Below are 19,977 nucleotides of genomic sequence, written 5' to 3' on the forward strand. Positions count from 1 at the left end.
TTGGAACAATTAAACACATCAATCGTTGCTTCTATTACAGGTTGGGATTTTATTCTTGATGCTTTATTTGTATCAGGCTTTTCGTGAAATGGTATCAGGGTATTCCCAACAGTGTGGTTAGCACAACAAATCTAGATAACCGGGCGAGGCAAACTTCACTCCCGTTAGGGAAGAGAGCAACTTACATACTAATTCAAAAAAATGCAGGTATTTGTCCTAGATCAACAAAAACAACCACTCGATCCTTGTCATCCAAAACGAGCAAGACAACTACTTAAATCTGGTCGTGCTGCCATCTTCAAACGCTATCCCTTTACTATAATTCTAAAGGATAGAAAATTAGAAAATTCAACTATCAGCAATCACAGATTGAAAATTGACCCTGGTTCGCGCATTACAGGATTAGCAATAGTTCAAGAGCAAACAGGTAGAGTAGTATTTGCTAGTCACCTTACCCACCGTGGTTTTCAAATCCGAGAAGCATTGCTTGCTAGAAGACAAATTAGAAGAAGCAGGAGGAATAGAAAAACCAGATACCGTAAAGCTAAATTTCTCAACCGTCGTCGCTCGAAAGGCTGGCTTTCGCCATCGCTTAATAGCCGAGTAGAAAATATCATAACTTGGGTTAATAGATTAAGAAAAAGTTGCCCAACAACAGCACTTTCTCAAGAACTGGTGAAATTTGACACACAACTAATTCAAAACTCAAGTATACAAAGTGTGGAATATCAACAAGGAACCAGAGCAGGATATGAAGTACGCGAGTATTTACTGCAAAAATGGAATTACAAATGTGCATACTGTCAAGCAGAAAATACGCCACTACAAATTGAACATATTCTTGCCAAAAGTAAAGGAGGAAGTAATCGAATTTCAAATCTCACTATTGCATGCGAAAGATGCAATATTAAGAAGGGAAATAAACCAGTAGAGGAATTCTTAAAACGTAAACCTGAATTACTAAAACAAATATTATCTCAATCAAAAAAACCACTAGTTGATGCAGCAGTGGTAAACACTACTAGATGGGAACTATTCAGAAGATTACAAGCAATAGGTTTGCCAGTGGAAACAGGTAGTGGTGGATTAACCAAATATAATCGTACGACTCGAGATTTGGAAAAAGCCCACTGGATAGATAGTTGTAATGTTGGAATTAGTACACCTGAAAAACTTCTTCTTAAAGGAGTAAAACCAATTTTAATTAAAGCAACTGGACATGGAACAAGACAAATAGCTCGAACCAATAAATATGGATTTCCCAATCGATACTGTCCTCGAAATAAGTTCCACTTTGGATTTCAAACAGGCGATATCGCTCGCGCAGTTGTTACTAAAGGCAAGAAGATTGGAATTTATATTGGCAGAGTAGCAACTAGAAGTAGTGGTAGCTTCAATATCTCAACCAAAAATGGATTAGTCCAAGGTATTAGTCATCAATATTGTCAAATTGTTCAAAAGAAAGATGGGTATGGGTACAGTTAAATTGTCTCCTATTCCTTTCCCCTTAAACAACTCATAAAAGGAGCTTTCTAGGAGATTTAGATGAACTCGCTCGAAATTAAAGTCAAAAAAGTTGAACTTACATCCGATGGTTGGACACTCAACATCTTATCCCCACGAGTCGCCACTATCACCAGCCCTATGGGAGTGAGGAAAACTACTTACTTTGGGTTTGACTCAAAAGAAAAAGCCAAAACCTTTCAAAACTGGATAATTCGTAAGAACAAATGCTCTCAGGCTATAGTTCGCCCAAGCGAACGACTCCCTACCCCTTGGGAAGTTAAAGCCTGGGATACTGAAGAATCTCTCATCGTTCAATGTGCGCTTAAGGATTTGCAAGAAAATGCAGCTATCACTCTTTAAAAGAACTTCACAACACACAACCCCCAGCAGCTTTTGTACCTTCAATTTCAACACTCCTAACCCTAAGCAAGCTGCAAAACTGCGAGAACTTGCTGCCTCAATGCAACAATCAATTAACAGTAAGCTCAATCCCGCTATAAACAAACAGCGGGCAACCAAACGCCGCAAAACAATAGCCCAAGGAATTATTGCCGAAGGAGTGGAACTACAGACAATCCAGTCTTGGTTGCTTGCAATAGCCGAAATGTGGTTCTTCGGAAATATTCCCGAAGTGCTGCGCGGCATCTCCCAAAAGTCCCAAGTAGAAGCCTTGTACAAAATCTCTCAAAGAGCAAAGACTCTCGAAGAAGTCAAGGAAGTTTTTAAGGATGAATCTTATCAAGATAGGGTAAAGTCTCTCAACCGTGCAAGTATTTACACCGCAAGCGAGATTATGTCTGCAATCGCTGAAATTCAGAAAGTTGTTAAACTTGAAGAGGTTGATACCACCCAACAAGAGTTAAACCGACTGGAATTAGAAATCATCGGAATGAAGTCAGGAGACTTCTTCCCCACCCCTTCTTCTATTTGCGATCGCCTAATTCAACTAGCAGAAATTAATGAAAATTCTCGCATACTTGAACCCAGTGCTGGTTCTGGCTGCATTGCTGAATCCATATTCAAAAAATATCCTCAAGCCAATTTAGAAGTCGTAGAAATTAATCCAACTCTACGCAAGATACTTGAATTGAAAAGATTCAATTTAGTAGGTAGAGATTTTCTAGATTACACAACTGAGAATCTCTACTCGCATATCATTATGAACCCTCCCTTCTCTCAATTAATTGAGCATATCTACCATGCGTGTAAGTTAATGAAATCAGGAGGAATACTAATAGCAATAATTCCAGAGTCAGTATTCTTTAATCGCAAATACCAAGATTTTAAAGCATGGTTAGATAGCCGAGATACATACAAAGAATCTCTACCCAAAGATGCCTTTATCCAATCAAACAACCCCACAGGTGTAGTTACCCGGATCATCAAAATAAATAAGCCGTAATGTATTACAAGCGCATAGCATACTACCAGGTTGATGAAAATAGGTATGTAACATACCTATTCCTGCATGGGGAAGGCAAACGCCAGCGCGTCATTAACAAGACTCTGTTCTCAATAGAGTCTCAAATAATCGCATCAAACGACGCTATTGACATTGACATATATGCCACGCGCTTTGACTTTCTTATGAAGACCAAGGCTCACGAAAGCTGGGATAAAGCGTCAATCCACCATCAATAAACAGGGTTTGTCCGGTAATATAAGCAGCTTCATTTGAGCAAAGAAATGCCACAGATGCTGCCATTTCTTCTGAGGTTCCAGCACGACCCATAGGAATATTACTCTCAACTTCTGCCTTTGCCTCAGGGTCGTTAATCCATGATTTGTTAATTGGTGTAATAGTCGCTCCTGGTGCAATTGCATTCACACGAATGTTATTGGATGCGTATTCCAAAGCCAAGGAACGCGTCAGGTTTTCCATCCCTCCTTTGCTCACGGAATACCCAACATATTTCGGTTTGGGAATGATTTCGTGAACGCTGGAAATGTTAAGAATTACACCACCGCCGCTACGAGAAAGAAAATGTTTAAGCGTTTCACGGGCGCAGATATACGCACCTCTAAGATTTACGGCAACAACTCGGTCAAAGTCTTCAATTTTCATTTCATGAGCTGCCCCCTCAATTTGAATGCCAGCATTATTGATTAAAATATCAAGCCTGCCAAACTTTTCCACAACAGCAGCCACCATTTTGACGACATCTTCTTCTTGGGAGACATCAGCTTGGACCAGAAGGCTTTCAACACCACAACCTCGAATCTCACCGCAGGCATTTTCTACCATTTCCTCAGTTTCTTTGGCATCTTCAGGATTTTTGCGGTAGTTAATGGCAACATTTGCACCTTCTTGAGCAAATCGAACTGCAATTGCTTGCCCAATTCCTGAACTCGCACCCGTTACCAACACATTTTTGCCTTTCAAACCTTTCATCGCGATTGAACCTCCTGAATAAGTTACGTAATGGGCAATTGGTAGAAGTTAGCTAATGAGGAGTACTCATCATTATCGACTAATAAGTAGTGACTGATAATTAGACATCTCTAGAAATTAATTGTGCGTTGTCTACAACCCTTGTACCAGACGTGCCATGGCACGTCTCTACATTGTTTTTTGGAGAGGTCTATTGAAAACTTCATTGCAAATTAGCTGAGGGATTCTCAGGAACGACCCAATAGTAGATGGTGTGCTGACGAGCCGAACCCTGTACCCGCTCTACACGCTCAGGTTTCCACTCCCCCATATCAAAATCGTGGGAAACAATGCGCGTACCGGGTTTGAGTTCCTGCAACAGCTTTGGTCGCAGTTGCAAATTGACACTAGGTAACAGATAGAGCGTTACCACTGTAGCTTGACTCAAATCAGTTTGGAAAAGGTCTTGTTGTAAAAAACTCACGCGGTCAGTCACTCCTGCCTTTTGAGAGTTTTCTCGACTTCGCTGAACTAACTCGGGATTAATCTCTATACCAATAGCACGACTTGCACCGTATTTTTGCACGGCAGTAATTGGAATCCGCCCATCACCGCTACCAAGGTCATAAAGCACATCGTTACTTGACACATTTGCCAGTTTCAGCATTCGCTCAATGACTTTTTCAGGTGTCGGAACGTAAGGTACATTAGCCTGACGTTCTTGAGGTTGTGCAGCGGTGGTTGGCGTTTGGGCTTCTGCTTCTGCTTCAAAATTGCGTTGTTGAGTGCAACCTGTAAACATCAAGCTACTAACACTCACACTTACAACCAATAATCCAAGCATTCGATGTAACTGCATACTGTTTAGTTTGAAATTACCGCAATTTTCATAAAAATTAGCGTTGCCTAGATATGGGCAAAAGCAGTACACCAGCTAACACCACTGCTACTCCCGCGAGCGCGCCCACTCCAGTATACGCAAGGCTCGAATAAAGCAAATAACCGCAAATGAGGCAAAAGAGTATCGGTGTTAGAGGGTAAAAAGGGACGCGAAAGGGTCGGAATACATGAGGTTCACGCACGCGTAACACGAGCAGCGACACGCCGCTGAGTAAGAAAAAGAACCAAAACACGGGGGCGGTGTAATCCACCATCGTTTCAAAACCTTTGCGCGTCACAGTCCCCAATAACACCAAAAAAAGCGTTATTGCACCCTGCGCCAGCATTGCCTTCGTTAGTGTACTGGAGCGATTTCTCCAGTCGCCCATAAAAGAAAACAACGCAAAATCTTGCCCAAGTGCATAGTTGCTACGAGCACCAGTAAAAATCGTGGCGTTGATTCCACCCAAAGTAGCAACCGCAACCAGTAAACTGATAAACACAGCACCAAGTTCGCCAAAAGCGCGGCGCATTAAAGAAGCTGCGACAGCTTCTTGTTGTGCCATTCCTGATAGTCCTAATCCGGTTATGTAAGCTATGTTGATCAACAAGTAAATTACTGTAATAATGCCAATACTCCACAGAAGTGACCTCACCATGTTGCGTTTAGTGTTTTGTAAGTCTGCGGAAATATAAGCCGCTTCATTCCAACCGCCGTAAGACAGCAACACAAAAACCATCGCCAAACCGAAATTTCCTTGGGATGTCGGTGCAGCAGACACTACAGGTGGTGGAGTAAAAACTAAACCAGCAACAATAACTAACACTAAGCCGAGTATTGTGGCAACTGTTAGCCATTTTTGGGTGGATTTACCCTGTTGGATACCAACTATATTGACGATGGTCAAAATGACGATGACACCAGCAGCGTAAATAGACGGGGAATAATCACCAAGTCGCCACAACTGTGAAATATAGTCTCCGAACACAAACGCCAAAAGTGCAATAGAACCAGTTTGAATCACCGTCATTCGCGCCCAAGCAAATAGGAACGCCCAATTTTTGCCAAAAGCACGCATGAGGTAATGGTAATTACCACCAACATGGGGATACGCTGTCGCCAATTCGGCGTAACACATAGCACCAATCAACGACATTGCACCACCTAAAAACCAAACAAACAGCGCCCCAAACGCACTTTCGACATTTGCTGCGACGAGGGATGGTGTCTCAAAGATACCAACACCGATAGCAACGCCAACAATTAGGGCGATAGCTTCGCTGCTGCCTTCGGCAGATCGCGTCTTTTAAGGAAAGCGTCCCTTGCGGCGCGACTTTGCTTGCAACCACAGTATTTGGTAAAGGATAATTTGTGCGTTTGCTCACTTTGGTACCATCCCAGTTGGATAAAAATTTCCTGGCATATTGACTGAAAGTGTTGCAGGCGAAGGGATTAATAGCTTCCTACTAAGGTGGTAGACTTTAAAGGAGCGAATTCATTTCATACTGAAATTTAGAGTTTTCTAGCGGCGCTTATACAAGCCGAATAGAGGACCAAGAATTGCCCCGAAGACGAAGCCTCCTGCGTGTGCCCAGTAAGCAATCCCGCCACTTTCCATACCAACGTTGGTACGAGCCTGTAAGCTAGCGATACCATAGAAGGCTTGCTGGACAAACCAAAACCCAAGAAAGAAAAATGCGGGAAGTCGGACTGTAGTCAAGAAAAATCCCAAGGGAACTAAGGTGAGAACCTCGGCTTTTGGGAAACGGAGAATGTATGCACCTAAAACTCCTGCAATTGCGCCACTAGCACCCAAGGAAGGAATTGTAGAATTCTGTGAAAAGAACCACTGGCTCAATGCTGCCAAAACACCGCACGTTAGATAGAAAATGAGATATTTCACATGACCCAAGCGGTCTTCAATGTTGTTACCAAAAATCCACAGAAACAGCATATTCCCTGCCAAGTGCAAAAAACCGCCATGCAGAAATTGAGACGTAATCAAGGTCATCCATTCTGGTATCAGTGAATTTTCCAAGCTACTGGGACAGGTGGTTGAAAGTTGGCACGGTACTAGGGCTGCAGTCCGGAAAAACTCTTGCAATTGTTGCGGTGTTAGACTCAGTTGATAAAGAAAAACAACGATATTAGCAATAATTATCCCGTATGTAACAAATGGGGTAATTGTTGTAGGGTTGTTATCTCGCAAAGGAACCACGGTTGTTTTTCCTCACAATGACCATTCTTTGAATCTTTAGAAGTTGTAGCCAACTCCCACTAACACCCCGACATCAGTTTCATCAATAAAACTGACATTCACCCCACCCGTTGCTGTAATTTGTGGAGATAAAGGAACATCTACACCACCAGAAATTAATGCGCCAACAGTGCTATCTCTGCCCGTAGAAACTGCCACACCGCCGCCAATATAAGGCGCTATATTCAGTTGGGTCACTTCCAAATTTTCTTGGGGAAAATCTACAGTCAGTGGAATCAGAAAGACTGTGTTATCGCCAATGACAGCAGCCGGACGGGCAGACAAGTTTCTGGTTAGTCCAATTTTGCTAATGACACTAAATGCACCTTCACTTAAAGTCGTATTACCAGTCAAACCAATATTACCGCCAATACCAATATAACTAGGACCAGAGCGAGTGGTTCTCCCAGGAGAAACAACTTGAGCAACCTGCGTTGATTCAGCCTGAGGTGTAGTTGCTGTCGGTGTTTGTTCTATTTGAGATGTTGGTGCAGCTAGCAAAGCAGATGCAGAAGTCAAAGTCGTACCAGCAGTTTCACTGCTATTTTCTTGCTTTTGTACTACATTATCAGAACTAATAGTAGTATTTTCTGCACGAACTGGCATCATACCAACGAAAGTCACAGATGTCAGAGCTAATAAAGTAGATGCGCGTTGCCAAAAAATATTGTTCATGTCTGTTTTTTCTTGTTCATTGTGTTGTCTCTATTTTGAATAAAAAATGTGATTAGAAAGTGACAAAAAGATAGGAAGAAGAGTTAATAAGAATAGAAGTTCACTAAAATTAAATATCTTGTTTGGTACTTTACAAAGATAGAGTTGGCATATCGATAAATACAAATACTTGTTACTATCTAAAGTTGTAAAATAAGTCTTGCTACCGATAGATAAATAAAAACACCTAAAACATCAACCGCAGTGGTAATAAACGGAGCTGACATCAAGGCTGGATCTAGACCGAGACGACGAAACAAAAAAGGTAGGGCAGAACCTGACACGGAGGCTAAAACAGAAATTGCAAATAGGCTAATTCCCACGGAAAGTGCCACTCCCCAATTGCCTTGGAGAAAATAAGCCCATACCGTCACCACTGTCCCTAACATTAACCCCAAAATTGCCCCAGCAATCGCCTCCCGTCCAATCACGCCTACTACCCTTTTGGAGCGAATTTCCTGAGTACTTAGTCCCCGAATGACAACCGTTGAAGACTGTGCTCCAACATTACCACCTGCGTCAATTAATAATGGAATAAAAAAAGTTAAGGCAACAACTTGCTCTAAAATCGCCTCTTGATTTTGAATCACCACAGCGGTAGCCGTATTAGTGACCAGCAGCACCAGCAGCCAAACAACACGTTTACGAGCAACAACAACTAGGTTAGTTTGGAAATAATTGTCGCCACCAGCCTGAACACCACCCAGAGTGTAAATGTCTTCTGTTGCTTCCTGCTGTAAAACATCAATGACATCATCAACAGTGACAATACCAACTAAACGCTGCTCGGTATCTACCACAGGTAAGGCAACAAAGTCATAGTGCTGAATGATTTGTGCCACTTCTTCTTGATCGGTGTCGGTGTGGACAAATACCGCTTCCCGCGTCATGATTTCACTAACTGTTTGCTCTGGCTGTGCCATGACTAAATCCCGTAGGGAAAGAGTTCCTGTCAGATGGCGGTGACCATCAGTAACATACAAGTAGTAGATAATTTCCGTAGCGTTTGCTAAACTGCGAATTCGCTCCAAGGCTTGGGCAATTGTCATACTTTCCTTGAGCGAAATATATTCTGGGGTCATCAATCGCCCAGCAGTACCTACTTTATAGCCCAAAAGCAGGGCTGTCGCTTGGCGTTCCTCAGGACTCAGTTGTTGAAGCAGCCGCCTGACAACTTTAGCAGGTAACTCGTCAAAGAGTCGCGCTCGGTCATCCGGCGGCATTTGATCTACAATGTCGAGGACATCTTGATGTTTGAATTCTGCGATCAGCGACTGCTGGACACTGGGGTCGAGATATTCATAAACTTCAATCGCTTCCTGTTTGGAAAGTAAGCGGAAAGCGATCGCCTGCATTGCTTCTGGTAACCCTTCAATTGCTTGGGCGATATCCGCAGGTTGTACAGGTACAAGTAAGGCTTTTGCTCCCTGCAAGTTTTCTTGTTGTAGCAGTGTTTGTAGTTGCGATCGCACTAACTCCACAAGTTCTTGTCGATTCGGTCGTCCTAGAGAGGGAAATCGATTCTCAGTCAAAGTAAACCCCCTTGATGCAGACTTAAATAAAAACCTTTGTGGTAGATGGACAAGATTCAAGTGTGAATAACAAAATCAATCACCCTTGAACTCATTACATCATGAATTAAAATCGGAACACAGCAGCTAACGGTGCATTACCTGGGACTAATTCTGGCTCAACTGCATAAACTGTTCCACCGTTCAATAAAGTATGGATAGCAGCAAAATCCATTAAATCTTCCTTCTGAATTTCTTGTTTCCAATGCAATTCAACTAAATTATCGTCTGGCGTAAAATTTCCCCACCGCTGTACACCAACTGCAACAAACAAAGTATCAACCAGTTGATAATAAGCCATAGGAACAATTTCTTTAATATTGTTACTCGTTTGCCCTGTACCTGCTAATGCCTGATAGCGATCAGCTGCTGCTTCTTGAGCTTCTTGAAAGTAGGGTTGTACAATTTCCCAGGCACACCTGTGTAATTCTTGTGCTTTTAACTCATCTGGATTACCAGTCACTCCTTCATCCATCAAATAGTGATAAGTATTTGCTTCTTTGTAAATAGGAAATAAATATTCCACACCCGCTAATACTAAAAGCGCTTGCTGATTTTTCAATAACTCTTGTAATCCTGCATTCACCTGACGAAAATATCGTACAATATTATCCTTTTGCTCATCATTGTCGGCACCTTGACCATGAAACATTGCAGCGCGAGCATCGCCGCCTGCTTGTGACGTGCCAGTATGAAACTGTAACTGTTTTTCAGCATCATCATATTTCAATGCTTCAGCAATACTTTGAGGTACATTTTCCAATTCAATCTCGCTGACACTATAACGCGTCCCTTGAAATAGTCTCACTTGATTTTGACTGAGAGCCAGAATATAAAATTGTCCATCACCTGTAAGCAGAGGTAGCAAGGGCTTCAGATGAAAACGGTCGGTGACAACGACTAACTCTTGAAAATTGATTGGAAGGCAGTAATAGCTAAACAAGTTATTAGAAATAAAAATTGCCAGTCCATCACTTTGGTGCTGCCAAAATTTATATTCATCGAGTTCTTTAGCTCTTTCTAACAACTCTCTTGCATCTTGACCACGAAGCCCACTTTTTATGAGCTGTTCCTCTGCCTCTCGCAGCAAATTTTTAAACCGAGTTGGGTCTTGTTGCGTTTCTGTTCCTAGCCGAGGAGTTCGCATATAAATTGAGACACAAACGCCATCCTGTTTTTCTATTAAAGTCTTTAGTTGATAAATGGACAATATTTTCATGGCTTTGGCTCCTTCATAAAAAGACAAGATATTGAAAAATTTGGTATCATTTTTTTTTCATGTGAGTTATATCAAGCCACCTTAATTAGTTAGAATTCCTGCTTGATCTCACCCCAACCCTCTCCTTAATAAGGAGAAGGTGCCGTCGGCAGGTGAGTTTTTTGTTTTTTATAAGTGTTGATTCGGACATAATATTATTGGGGGTATGAAGATGAATTATTGAACGCAAAAATTCAATTTCTATTTTGATGTGCTACAGAAAAATCCTTAACCCCCGCTTATGCCTAGCAGTCCAGGAATATGGGGGTAAGGAAGAATATCAACTGTTACATCAAAAAAGTGAATTGGTAATTCATCTATTTGATTCACAGTTGATTCAATCCGCGCTAGTTATTTTCAGTATTGACAATAAATGTGAAGAGAAAATGACAACGACTGAGAAAAAACTAACAATATTAAATAGCATTTCTGACAAAAAGACTTAACAGTGTAGAAACAAGTGTCAGAACAACTGAAGCTAATAACGCAGGTAGGAAACCAGCAACTATAAAACCAGGAACGAGGAATCCTACCAGCCAAAGCATGAGTGCGTTAACGACAAATAGGAACAAACCAAGCGTCACAATGGTGAAGGGAAGCGTCAAAATGAACAAAACAGGTCGAACAAATGCATTGACTAACCCTAAAATCAATGCTGCAATCGCGGCTGTGCCAAAACTATCAAAAGCAAAGCCTGGTACAAGATAAGCTGTCAATAATAGTGATAAAGCAGCAACTAGCCAAGTCAGTAAGAAGTTTACTATCAACATGGTTCAAATCTCGTCACTGGTTAGAGTTTGATAGCGAGTTGCAATTAAGCGATAGTAAATGAAGCTGATGGGAAGGTGCTACCCTTACGGGTAGAAGTGCGTAGGGCGTCTACACACAAAAGTCCTATCGCCCCATCAGTTCCAACACGTATGGGTTTTCAACCCACAACACACAACAAATAGTTAGAGGTTACAAGGAGTGATAACCTTTTTCTCTAGCTATCTTCAGTATTGCCAAGAAATGTGAGCAGAAAATGACAGCGACAATTGCTGCGGCTACTTAAGTGGTAAAACAATTTGAAAAGTTGAACCTTCCCCAACGGCACTTTTGACGCTAATCTCACCGCCGTGTGCTTGAACAATTTGTTGGGCGATCGCCAACCCCAAACCAAACCCGCCTGTTTTACGGGAACGCTTCTTATCGACTCGATAAAATCTCTCAAAAATATGCGGTAAATCAGTTTCAGGAATCCCAATCCCATTGTCTACGACTTGAATGACAGCCTGATGTGACTGGGTGAAAAGCCGCAACAGCACTTTCCCGTCAGCGTTCGTATATTTGCAGGCGTTGCTAACCAAATTAACCACTGCTTGACGCAGTAAGTCTGGTTCAGCTTGCACTTTCACATTGTCAGGGGGCAATTCGCAAGTTAAGCTGATATGTTGTGCATCTGCTTGTGTTGCATAGTTATCTACTAGCTGAATAAGCAATTTGTTCAAATCAACTGATTGCAACGATTGCGGAGGTAATCGTCCTTCATGACGCGCCAGAAACAGCAGATTATTGATAAGGAGACTCATTGACTTGCCAACATGAACGATTTTCTCGTAGCGCTGACGTTGTTGGGCGGGATTGCTAGATGTAGAGAGTAAGCCGTATTGGGCATTGCTGATAACTGCTGCTAGAGGCGATCGCAATTCATGAGAAGCATCAGCTGTAAAGCGTTGTAACTGTTCGTAAGTCTGACGAATCGGTTGCATTGCTACTCCCCCCAAGAACCAACCAGCCAGACCTATTATCCCTAAAGTCACTGGCACTGTGACGAGCAAAACCAGCCGTAACTGAGCCAGATCATTTTGGGTCGGTGTCAGTGGCATTGCAACTTCAAGATAACCGATTAACAGATTATCTTGGTAAACGGGCAGCGTTAACTGACGGAGCCAGATAACAGTGGGCATTGCACTTGAGGAATGAAGCGCGGTCTTGATAGTATGAAATCCAGGGGTCATTGTCAACTGCGCTCTTGGAGTCGTACCAAAAAATTGCACCAGTTGCCCTTTGGTATCGTACCAACGCGCGTATACAAGTTCAGTACCCAGTGGTGGGAAATTAGTCCCTAAGAGGGGCACATTTTCTAGGTCTAACTGTCCCTGACGCAGATCATACTTCGCGTTCACCGCCATCACTCTGGATTTTTGGTAGAGTAAGCGATCTAAATCCTCTAGTTCGTTTAAGACTTTCTGGTAGTAAAGTACTCCGGCAAAAACGACCAAAATACTCCCCATCGTTAGGGTAAACCATAGAGCTAGATTGCCACGACTACGATTAAACATAACTAGAGGCGAGAGGTTAGTATCATGCAGAGGGGAGAATTGTGATACTTGGTTTATCTAGATTCTAATCTGCTTACTCGTTGCCTATTCGCGCTTGTTACCCTATGTCCTTGTCCCGTTGGTTGCTAAAATTACAGTCTTTCAAGCTAGAATTTGTGCTGCCTGTGCCACTGCTTTTAATTGCTTTTGGACTTGGTGGTGAACCATTAACAAACCTGCTATTGAGTCGTTACTACGGTACAGTAGACAAGCTCCAAGCTGATACACATACGCTAACAATACAGCTTTTAGTCAATGTGCAAGTCATCAAAGCTGAAATTGAAAAGGAGCGTGAAAATACCATAGTTGAACTTAATACTGCCAATTCTGTACTCAAAAAGTTAGAATTCGAGTTTCCAGTCACAGAATTAGGCAGCCTAAAAGCCATGATTGCTCAAGAACTGGGAGTATCTGCGGAAATAGAAACTCTGCAACCTAATACACAAATGCAGGTGCAGCTTGCAGTCAAGGCGCTAGGAATCCTAGCTGAAATCGATAAGGAGCAGGGGTTTACCAAAGTTGAGGTCAACACCGCAGACTCTGTACTCAAAAAGTTAGAATTTGAGTTTCCAGTCACAGAATTAAGCTCTGTAAAAGCCATGATTGTTCAAGAACTAGGACTGTCTCCTGAAAATGCCACGATGTTAGTCAGCTATCGAGTAAAAAGCTAGCGAGCATTCAAAATACTCCCCATCGTTAGGGTAAACCACACTAGATTGCTACGAATTCGATAAAATTTCCAAAAAGCAATGCTAGTTCCGCGTCTTTCAAGCAATTGAGCGCTGCCAATGCTGGAACCTCCTTGTTCTTTTAATTTCAAGCTATTCTTTAAAATCAAGAAATTCGTTGGAAAGCTGTCGGTAAACCATCATTGCTAATTGCGCTCCCAGAATGGGTGCGACCCAATAAACCCAGTGATGCTGCCAAATTCCTCCTACAAGAGCTGGACCAAGTGACCGGGCTGGATTCATGCTTGCTCCTGTAATGGGTCCCATAAACAACGCTTCTAGTCCCACTGTTAACCCAATCGCCAACCCTGCGAAACCAATGTAAGCGCGGCGGTCTAGTCCAGAACCAAAAATCACGAACATCAGAATGAATGTGAGAACGGTTTCTAAAACCAAAGATTGCAACCAATTCCCATTCAGTGGTAAGGTTGCTCCTAAATTGGCAATTGGTCCCAAGCTAACTAATAGTAAAGCTGAAGCTGCTATTGCTCCTACTGACTGCGCCAAAATATATGGTAATACTCGGCGTTTTGGGAAAAAACCACTTGTCCAAAATGCTAATGTAACGGCTGGGTTGAAGTGTGCGCCGCTAAGATGCCCTATCGAGTAAATCAAAGCGGTGACAACGGCACCAAATACAAAGCTGATCCCCACATGAGTTACAGCAAAGCCACTAAGGTTGTTCACCATTACAGCGCCAGTACCTGCAAACACTAAAATGAATGTACCAATGCCCTCTGCTAGCATCTGTTGCCAGCAATGAATGACCGACTGTCGTAGTGAAACCAATAAAGCTGACTTCATGCCCATTCCCTGCTCCAACAGGAATCTGTCATTTCAAAAAAATTGATCAATAAAATTGTTTCAAAAAAATTGATTTGTCAAGGCTACATAAGTTTTCAATCAATACATAGCGATAAGCTTTATTGTTGACAGCAACGATTAAGCAACATTACTGACGTGCAACACATTGGGCGAATTATCTTAGTCGGGTAGAGTAAAGGCATTGCTGTCCCCTTCCCTACTCTCCTCAGGGGGTTTAAGGCTATAGCCCATGCCGTAGACCGTTTTAATCCAATCTTCTGCACCAACGAAGTGCAACCGATGCCGCAACTTGCGTACCAGTACAGTTAAAGCATTGCTTTCGGGTTCCATACCGCATTCCCATAATGCTTCTTCTATCTGATTGCGAGTTAAAATCTGATTGGGGTGACGCATCAAATACTCTAGCAGTTGAGCTTCGCGGGGCGATAATTCCACACTTGCGTCACCCCGTTCCACCATTAACGTAGTTAGATGCAGTTGTAAATCTGCCATGCGGAGGATTTCTCCCTGCCATAAGGGCGTTCGCCGCGCCAAAGCACGTACCCGCGCTAAAAGTTCCACCAAATCTACAGGCTTGACCAAATAATCATCCGCCCCGGCATCTAAACCTGTGACTTTATCTGGGGTAGTATCCTTAGCAGTGAGCATCAGTACAGGTGCGGTTTTACCTGCTTGGCGATACTGACGACACAGACTCAACCCGCTGATTGCCGGCAACATCCAGTCCAAAATCAACAGGTCATATTCTTTTTGAGACAACAGCCATTGTGCAGTTTCCCCGTCTTCAACACCATCCACAATATATCCGACTTCCGAGAGCAAACCTTGCAATGGCTCTAATTGTTCGATGTCGTCTTCTACAACTAAGATCCGCATAAGCCGTTTCGGTTGCGCCTCTTTGCAATAATGGCTTATTTATAATAGAAGAGCCTCAGACTCCCCACGTCTTCCACCAGTTAGATTCTTTGAGAGTGATAAGGTGAATTATTAGAGCGGTTTTGCCCTTACCGAGGCAAATGCCAACTTAAGCTTTTTAACCTACGCACACAGTTAGCACGATCACTTTCTAGTCATATTTGTTGTTTACGTTCAAGATAACCCAAACAACGCAAAAATTTTGGTTCATCAGAATTTGAACAGCAAATGGCTTCCCATCAACTCCAGCAAGCTATTGGTACACTTCCTAACCGTAAAAGTGCGGTACAGGCACTTGACAAATTGAGAAGTCTTAACTTCCCAATGCACAAAGTTTCTGTAATCACCAAAAAACCTAAACTTGATAGTGCTGACACAACTGAGAAAAGTAATATGACTTCAGCAAAAGGTGCGGTTGCAGGTGGGGTAGCAGGAGCTACGGCGGGAGGTTTACTTGTCTTAGGCGGAGGTTTTGCTGCGTTGCTAATTCCTGGAATTGGTTCGGCGCTGACAGCAGGGTCTGTTTTAATGGCTCTTTTGGGAAGTGCATCTGCTGGTGGTCTTCTTGGCGCAGTACGAGGTTGGTTTTTTCCCGAAGAAGTCGCTCAACTCTACAATGACCGAATATACCAAAAAGATTATTTGTTGACGCTAAAAGGTACACAGGAGGAGATCTGTCGTGCTGAACCTATTTTAAAACAGTGCGGGATTGAGAATTGGCGTGTTTTTGATCCATAAGTCGAAGGCTTTAAGCCAATTAAGCGGGAGCATTTACTAGATTTTGGAGCCAATATGCCAATAACAGCTGATAAGGATTTGTCGGAAAACGAATGGCACTCTCTCTCTACACAGGAAGTGGCACAGCGTTTAGACAGTGACAATGAAAATGGTTTAACCTCCGATGAAGTAGCCAATCGGCAGGAACGTTTTGGTGCTAATCAACTGTCTGGTCAGGAAAAGAAAAGCCCTTGGTTACGATTTCTGCTGCAATTTCATCAGCCCCTATTATATATCTTGCTAGTAGCGGGAGTCATCACAGCTTTACTTCAAGATTGGGTAGATGCTGGGGTAATTTTCACTGTGACACTGCTTAACGCAATTATTGGCTTTATCCAGGAATCAAAAGCTGAGAGTGCGATCGCCGCTTTGGCAGAGATGACGACCACAGAAACCTCTGTGATGCGCGACGGTCAAAAATCACTGATTTCTTCCAACGAGTTAGTCCCAGGCGATTTAGTTTTGCTGTCCTCCGGTGACCGAATACCAGCCGATTTGCGGCTGATCACAGTCCGGGATTTACAAGTTGACGAGTCAGCTTTAACTGGGGAATCTGTCCCGGTTGAGAAAGCAACAGATCCACTCGAAACAGAAGTCCCACTGGCAGAGCGAAGGAATATGGCATATGCTGGCAGTCTGGTAACTTCTGGACAGGGAAGCGGCATTGTTGTGGCGATCGGTTCCACAACTGAGACAGGTAGAATCTCACAGTTAATTGATCAAAGTACGGATCTGCAAACACCCCTGACGCGCAAGATTGATAGATTTAGTCAAAAAGTGCTTTACGTTATTCTGGCACTAGCCGCACTAACATTTGCAGTTGGTTTAGCGCGAGGAGAATCTTGGGTTGATGGCTTTAAAGCAGCTGTCGCTTTAGCAGTCAGTGCGATTCCAGAAGGTTTACCTGCAGTTATCACAATTACTTTGGCGATTGGTGTTTCCCGCATGGCTCGTCGCCACGCCATTATCCGGAAATTACCAGCTGTTGAAGCTTTAGGCAGTACGACTGTTATCTGTTCTGATAAAACTGGTACACTCACTGAAAACCAGATGACGGTTCAAGATATCTTTGTCAGCGGCAAGCATTATGCAGTGAGTGGTGTGGGTTATGCTGCTGACGGTGAAATTTTATTAGATGAACAGCCCGTTGATTTGAGGGACGATTCGGCTTTACATGAATGCTTACTTGCAGGAGTGTTGTGCAACGATGCTCATACCAATTCACTAAAACTATGATACAGATAAAGAAGGAATAAATATCAACGAGCAAAGATGGCTGGAGTCACCAAAGTAGAAATATATGAGTCAGCAGAAGAATTACAGGAACTGCTGAGAAAACAAAAAATAGTATCAAGTCGTGAACGGATTCAAGCGTTGTATTTGCTGAAAATAGGTCATGTAAAAACAATACAGGATGTAGCGGTGGTGCTAGGGAGAGCAAGGGTAACGGTACAAAGATGGTTGAAGGACTATACCGAATCAGGAATAAAAGGTTTATTGTCAACGAAAAAGAGTCCAGGAAGACCGCCAATGATTAACTTACAAGCAAGAGAGCAGCTAGACAGAGAACTTCAACAGCCACAGGGATTTAAAAGTTATGAAGAAATACGAACTTGGTTAAAAGCAGTGGAAGGGATAGAAGCATCATATAAAGTAGTACACGACACAGTGCGCTATCAAATGAAAGCGAAGCTAAAAGTACCGCGAGCCGTAGGTGTCAAATACGATAGTGAAGCAGAATTGGAATTTAAAAAAAACTGCCACAATACCTAGAAGTAATTAAAAAACACATCATAGCACCAGTCGATAAACAAAAAAAAATTAGATATTGGTGTGGAGACGAAAGCCGTGTGGGGTTGAAGACTGAACCTGGGAGATTAATTACGACAAAAGGAGTCAAGCCCATCGGCATTATGCAATGGAAGCGGGATAATTTTTATTTATATGGATTAGTAGAACCATTAACTGGAGAGCATTTTATTTGGGAATTCTCTCATTTAAATACAGCTTGTTTCAATATTTTTTTAGAAAAATTCTCAGAGACTTATTCTCAAGATATACATATTCTTCAGTTAGATAATGGAGCGTTTCATTTTAGTCAGCATCTCAAACTACCAGAAAATATAGTTTTGTTATTTCAGCCTCCGCATACACCTCAAGTTAATCCAATTGAAAGATTGTGGGAGGAGGTTAAAAGGCATTTAACTTGGGAAAGCTTCTCAACTTTAGATGAATTAAGAGAATTTATTTGGAAGCGATTGGAACAATTAAACACATCAATCGTTGCTTCTATTACAGGTTGGGATTTTATTCTTGATGCTTTATTTGTATCAGGCTTTTCGTGAAATGGTATAAACGGCGGCGGATGGCATCAAGTTTCTTGTGTTCGCCACTTTTAGAGTCAAACTCCTCTGGGCGGCGATTATAAAATTCCCGCAGTGTCCTTTCTGCTCCTGCCACTCGTGCCTGATAAGTAGAACGCATCTCCTCATAGACAGATTTTGGCAACACCCCTGACTTCAAGAGGCTGTCTAATTCATCTTGTGCTGCTTTACCCGTCATCAGCTGAGCTTGCAACTCTTCAACCTGCAGCTGAACCTCTGAAAATTTGGATAATTTTAAACGTTTTACCAGCCAAGGCAAGCTTAACCCCTGACCTACTAATGACACCAGCACACTACCGAAGACTAAAGTAATGAGACCTTCTCGCCCTGGCAGTGTGGTGGGTAAGCTCAACGCCAAAGCCATTGAGAGTGAACCTTTGATGTTGCCTAAAAAGAGTAAATGTTGCCAGCGCAATGGAATTGGACGGTCAAACCAACGAACCCCTGCTAGCAGCGGATAGACCGTAAGAACTCGCGCTGCTTGATACGCCAAAACTGCAAGGAGAATTCCAGGTAAAGCCCTCCAGAGCGTTACCAGGTTTATTTCTACACCAATCAGCAGAAAAATAAAGGTGTTGACAGTAAAACTGGCATATTCCCAGAAACTCAACAAGGTGATGCGACTAGAAGCAGAAGTATTACGAGAAAGCCCAAAATTCCCGAAAATTAATCCAGCTACAACGACAGCCACCGCACCTGATACACCTAGAAATTGCCCAACCTGAAAAGTTCCTAATGCAACTGCGACCGTCAGTAAGAGACTGCTCAGGGGATCATCTAAACGGGTAAATACAGGTATGCTCAAGTAGCCCAAGACTAACCCCACTCCGCAGCCTCCTAGAGCGATAAATAGCAGCTGTTGAATTCCCTCTAGTAACGTGAGTGAACCTGTCGAATAGACTTGCAAAATCAGGTTGAACGAAACTAGGGCAGCGGCATCATTGAATAGAGTTTCTCCTTCAACAATGGTGGAAAGCCGGGAGGGTACCGGTATCTCCTTAAAGACGGCAATCATTGAAACCGTATCAGTGTTTGCCAGAATGACTCCTACAAATAGAGCAGGTATCCAAGTCAGTCCCAGCCCAAATTTCAATAGGACGGCAATAATACCACTGGAAAACACAGCCCCTGGACCAGCTAGGAGGGCAATTGGTTTAAACGTGCTTCGTAGGCGGCTAATATCTGTATTGATGCCAGCATCAAATATTAAAATCGGCAGAAAAAGATTCAAAACAAGGGTTGGATCTAAACCAATACGACGAGACAATAGTTCAGTGATTGGCAAACCTGCCAACACTAAACCTGTAACGTAAGGAACACGAAGCCGCCGCGTTAGCAGGGCAACACCAGTGGCTAGGAGTAGGAGAATAATTGAAACAGTGACTAAGGAAGCTACTTCCACTTTGGTTCTACAAATTTGTCTTAACT

The 19,977-nt window shown here is 42.7% G+C and carries 19 protein-coding genes and 1 pseudogene; 8 read left to right on the forward strand and 12 right to left on the reverse strand.

Features of this window, described 5'->3' with window-relative positions; genetic code table 11:
* Window positions 1-201 precede the first annotated feature (201 nt).
* Genes iscB through MAS10914_RS0101290 form a run of 3 tightly spaced genes read left to right on the forward strand, consistent with a single transcriptional unit; the run spans window position 202 to window position 2,908 of the window.
* Window positions 202-1,485, forward strand: a complete 1,284-nt coding sequence (gene iscB, locus MAS10914_RS0101280; protein WP_017314101.1) for an RNA-guided endonuclease IscB — start codon at window positions 202-204, stop codon at window positions 1,483-1,485.
* A gap of 60 nt (window positions 1,486-1,545) precedes the next feature.
* Window positions 1,546-1,866, forward strand: coding sequence for a hypothetical protein (locus MAS10914_RS0101285; RefSeq protein WP_017314102.1), 321 nt, complete (start codon window positions 1,546-1,548; stop codon window positions 1,864-1,866).
* The gene (locus tag MAS10914_RS0101290) at window positions 1,847-2,908 is read left to right on the forward strand and encodes a methyltransferase (protein WP_017314103.1); all 1,062 of its coding nucleotides are present in this window, start codon (window positions 1,847-1,849) and stop codon (window positions 2,906-2,908) included. Before MAS10914_RS0101285 ends, MAS10914_RS0101290 begins: the two co-directional genes overlap by 20 nt.
* Before the next feature lie 183 nt (window positions 2,909-3,091).
* Here the strand turns inward: MAS10914_RS0101290 and MAS10914_RS0101295 are convergent, their stop codons facing one another.
* The 9 genes from MAS10914_RS0101295 to MAS10914_RS0101340 all read right to left on the reverse strand — a co-directional run bounded on the left by MAS10914_RS0101295 (window position 3,092) and on the right by MAS10914_RS0101340 (window position 12,881).
* Complete coding sequence (locus MAS10914_RS0101295) at window positions 3,092-3,898, reverse strand: glucose 1-dehydrogenase (RefSeq protein ID WP_017314104.1); 807 nt, start codon at window positions 3,896-3,898, stop codon at window positions 3,092-3,094.
* A gap of 202 nt (window positions 3,899-4,100) precedes the next feature.
* A complete protein-coding gene (locus tag MAS10914_RS0101300) occupies window positions 4,101-4,736 on the reverse strand; it encodes an SAM-dependent methyltransferase (RefSeq protein ID WP_026082261.1) in 636 nt (211 codons plus the stop codon).
* 37 nt (window positions 4,737-4,773) lie between these two features.
* Window positions 4,774-6,030 (reverse strand): APC family permease, encoded by a 1,257-nt coding sequence (locus MAS10914_RS29285; RefSeq protein WP_051151107.1) that lies wholly within the window; start codon window positions 6,028-6,030, stop codon window positions 4,774-4,776.
* Between the two features lie 249 nt (window positions 6,031-6,279).
* The gene (locus MAS10914_RS0101310) at window positions 6,280-6,975 is read right to left on the reverse strand and encodes a rhomboid family intramembrane serine protease (protein ID WP_017314107.1); all 696 of its coding nucleotides are present in this window, start codon (window positions 6,973-6,975) and stop codon (window positions 6,280-6,282) included.
* Window positions 6,976-7,011: 36 nt separating this feature from the next.
* A complete protein-coding gene (locus MAS10914_RS0101315; RefSeq protein WP_017314108.1) occupies window positions 7,012-7,689 on the reverse strand; it encodes a hypothetical protein in 678 nt (225 codons plus the stop codon).
* A 179-nt stretch (window positions 7,690-7,868) separates the two neighbouring features.
* Window positions 7,869-9,260: a magnesium transporter gene (mgtE, locus tag MAS10914_RS0101320; RefSeq protein ID WP_026082262.1), complete on the reverse strand. Its 1,392-nt coding sequence runs from the start codon at window positions 9,258-9,260 to the stop codon at window positions 7,869-7,871.
* Between the two features lie 106 nt (window positions 9,261-9,366).
* Complete coding sequence (locus MAS10914_RS0101325; RefSeq protein ID WP_017314110.1) at window positions 9,367-10,518, reverse strand: baeRF7 domain-containing protein; 1,152 nt, start codon at window positions 10,516-10,518, stop codon at window positions 9,367-9,369.
* Window positions 10,519-10,973: 455 nt separating this feature from the next.
* On the reverse strand, window positions 10,974-11,327 hold the full coding sequence (locus MAS10914_RS0101335) for a phage holin family protein (RefSeq protein WP_017314111.1): 354 nt from the start codon (window positions 11,325-11,327) through the stop codon (window positions 10,974-10,976).
* A 276-nt stretch (window positions 11,328-11,603) separates the two neighbouring features.
* A complete protein-coding gene (locus MAS10914_RS0101340) occupies window positions 11,604-12,881 on the reverse strand; it encodes a sensor histidine kinase (protein ID WP_026082264.1) in 1,278 nt (425 codons plus the stop codon).
* A 104-nt stretch (window positions 12,882-12,985) separates the two neighbouring features.
* Between MAS10914_RS0101340 and MAS10914_RS0101345 the strand changes: the two genes are divergently transcribed.
* Complete coding sequence (locus MAS10914_RS0101345) at window positions 12,986-13,591, forward strand: hypothetical protein (RefSeq protein WP_017314113.1); 606 nt, start codon at window positions 12,986-12,988, stop codon at window positions 13,589-13,591.
* Window positions 13,592-13,741: 150 nt separating this feature from the next.
* Here the strand turns inward: MAS10914_RS0101345 and MAS10914_RS0101355 are convergent, their stop codons facing one another.
* The gene (locus MAS10914_RS0101355) at window positions 13,742-14,452 is read right to left on the reverse strand and encodes an MIP/aquaporin family protein (protein WP_017314115.1); all 711 of its coding nucleotides are present in this window, start codon (window positions 14,450-14,452) and stop codon (window positions 13,742-13,744) included.
* Window positions 14,453-14,632: 180 nt separating this feature from the next.
* Complete coding sequence (gene rppA, locus MAS10914_RS0101360) at window positions 14,633-15,349, reverse strand: two-component system response regulator RppA (protein ID WP_017314116.1); 717 nt, start codon at window positions 15,347-15,349, stop codon at window positions 14,633-14,635.
* Window positions 15,350-15,616: 267 nt separating this feature from the next.
* On the opposite strand from rppA, the gene MAS10914_RS0101365 reads away from it, so the two are divergent.
* From MAS10914_RS0101365 to MAS10914_RS0101380, 4 genes and pseudogenes are all read left to right on the forward strand, one after another.
* Window positions 15,617-16,126 carry a hypothetical protein gene (locus MAS10914_RS0101365; RefSeq protein ID WP_017314117.1) on the forward strand — a complete coding sequence of 170 codons (510 nt, stop codon included), beginning with the start codon at window positions 15,617-15,619 and terminating at the stop codon, window positions 16,124-16,126.
* A 54-nt stretch (window positions 16,127-16,180) separates the two neighbouring features.
* A pseudogene (locus MAS10914_RS29290) lies at window positions 16,181-17,380 on the forward strand (cation-translocating P-type ATPase); the annotation flags it as partial.
* 57 nt (window positions 17,381-17,437) lie between these two features.
* On the forward strand, window positions 17,438-17,938 hold the full coding sequence (locus MAS10914_RS0101375; protein ID WP_017314015.1) for a helix-turn-helix domain-containing protein: 501 nt from the start codon (window positions 17,438-17,440) through the stop codon (window positions 17,936-17,938).
* Window positions 17,939-17,985: 47 nt separating this feature from the next.
* A complete protein-coding gene (locus tag MAS10914_RS0101380) occupies window positions 17,986-18,510 on the forward strand; it encodes an IS630 family transposase (RefSeq protein ID WP_033364721.1) in 525 nt (174 codons plus the stop codon).
* Here MAS10914_RS0101380 and MAS10914_RS0101385 read toward each other — a convergent pair.
* Complete coding sequence (locus MAS10914_RS0101385; protein ID WP_017314119.1) at window positions 18,473-19,951, reverse strand: cation:proton antiporter; 1,479 nt, start codon at window positions 19,949-19,951, stop codon at window positions 18,473-18,475. The two genes, MAS10914_RS0101380 and MAS10914_RS0101385, sit on opposite strands and share 38 nt — an antisense overlap.
* Window positions 19,952-19,977 lie beyond the last annotated feature (26 nt).

This window comes from Mastigocladopsis repens PCC 10914, assembly GCF_000315565.1.
GTDB lineage: Bacteria > Cyanobacteriota > Cyanobacteriia > Cyanobacteriales > Nostocaceae > Mastigocladopsis > Mastigocladopsis repens.